Genomic DNA, 1,601 nt, shown 5'->3' on the forward strand with positions numbered 1-1,601 from the left:
CAACGAAATCACTAGCAATTATAGATGGGTCAACAACGGGAAGTTGCGCTTTAGCAGGTAGCCCTGCTCCAAGGAGGAGCAGAGCTGTAGTTATGATGGCTGTTAGCCATCGGACGTGATTACGTTTCATAGATTATATTGTGATAGAGGTTTAAGACTGGCGCGTGCAATGCACCAACACTTCGACTTCTTGATGCTTAGAGGTGTTGATCAGATACTCAGCCTCACTGGAGGTTCTTCTCGTAGGACGAAGAAGCCCTGAAGGATCTGAGGCAACAAAAGTAATTCTATAACCATCCTTTGCTTTTATAGAGAGCTTGACATCGTCACCCATTCGAACGGAAATTGTATGCAAACCAGGACCATCGGACGTCATCAGAGGGGGTAAGTCGTTAAGAGACATTTCTGCGATTTCTGTCGGATCGTAGCGAACTACAACTCTAGACTCTAGCACTTTATAAAAGACGACATTGACGTCTGTAGCCCCATTGACTACAAAGGTCTTGTCTGTCGTTATATCCTTACCATTGGCTGTGATGCTCTTAACATCCCAGCCAGGGTATGGCTCAGCGATGACAGTCAACTTAGAACCCAGCGCAACGGCACCTAAGTTGTCCGTTTCTAGGATGAAGGCCCTACCATCACCCTCCTTCGTGAGCGTGACAGGGTAGGTCTTAATGGCGAAGACAACCTTGACAATAGTATTACTCGTCACCACAAAACTCTTCTCTGCCGTTATATCCTTGCCGTTAGCCGTGATGCTCTTAACCCCCCAGCCTGTGGCAGGGGTAGCGGTGACCGTCAACTTAGTACCCGCTCTAACGGCACCTAAGTTGTCAGCACCAGTGATGACGACCTTACCTTCACCCTCCTTTGTGAGCGTGACTGCATAGGTCGTTGGAGCTTTCTTCGTAAAGGTGGCGCGTACCTCTGTTGGGTTGTACACTACAAAGGTTTTGCTAGAGAGAATGTCTGCTCCATTGGCGGTTAGAGCTACTAGATCCCAACCGTCGGCTGGGGTAGCGGTGACCGTCAACTTAGTACCCGCTACAACGGCACCTAAGTTGTCCGCTCCTGATATGGCGACCTTGCCTTCACCCTCCTTCGTGAGCGTGACAGCGTAGGTCGTTGGAGCTTTCTTCGTAAAGGTTGCTCGTACAGTCGTGTTGCCAGCAACCTCAAAAGTCTTGCTCTTGAGTATGTCCACATCATTGGCGGTTAGAGCGACTAGCTCCCAACCGTCGGCTGGTGTGGCAAAGACCGTTAGCTCTGTACCTGCGGGTACTCGCTGGAGGTTCTTAGCACCACGGACGACAAGCTCTCCCTCACCTTCCTGTGAGGTCTCCACACTGTAGGTGTCGTCTGCATTGACTGTCCACGTTGCCTCTTTGCTTACAGCCTTAGGGGCATCGTTGGTGACGGTCACTTTGACTTTGTTCCCCACAAGCTCCTTAGCTTGATAGGTCAGGCTAAGGTTCGTCAGGGACGCTAGCGGGATAGAGGCACCACTCTGTACGCTCTTACCGAGGAAGAGGAGCGTGCCTACTGTCTCGTCATAAGCAAAGCTGACGCTATACTTTGTCGGACGTGGGCACTCCACC

At 50.7% G+C, this 1,601-nt stretch carries 1 protein-coding gene; it reads right to left on the reverse strand.

Going from position 1 to position 1,601, the window contains the following annotated elements; translation table 11 throughout:
- Window positions 1-151: 151 nt before the first annotated feature.
- Window positions 152-1,601: InlB B-repeat-containing protein (locus PORUE0001_RS10235; RefSeq protein WP_410524541.1), on the reverse strand; the 1,450-nt coding region annotated here is incomplete at its 5' end.

It is taken from the genome of Porphyromonas uenonis 60-3, assembly GCF_000174775.1.
In the GTDB taxonomy this organism is placed as follows: domain Bacteria; phylum Bacteroidota; class Bacteroidia; order Bacteroidales; family Porphyromonadaceae; genus Porphyromonas; species Porphyromonas uenonis_A.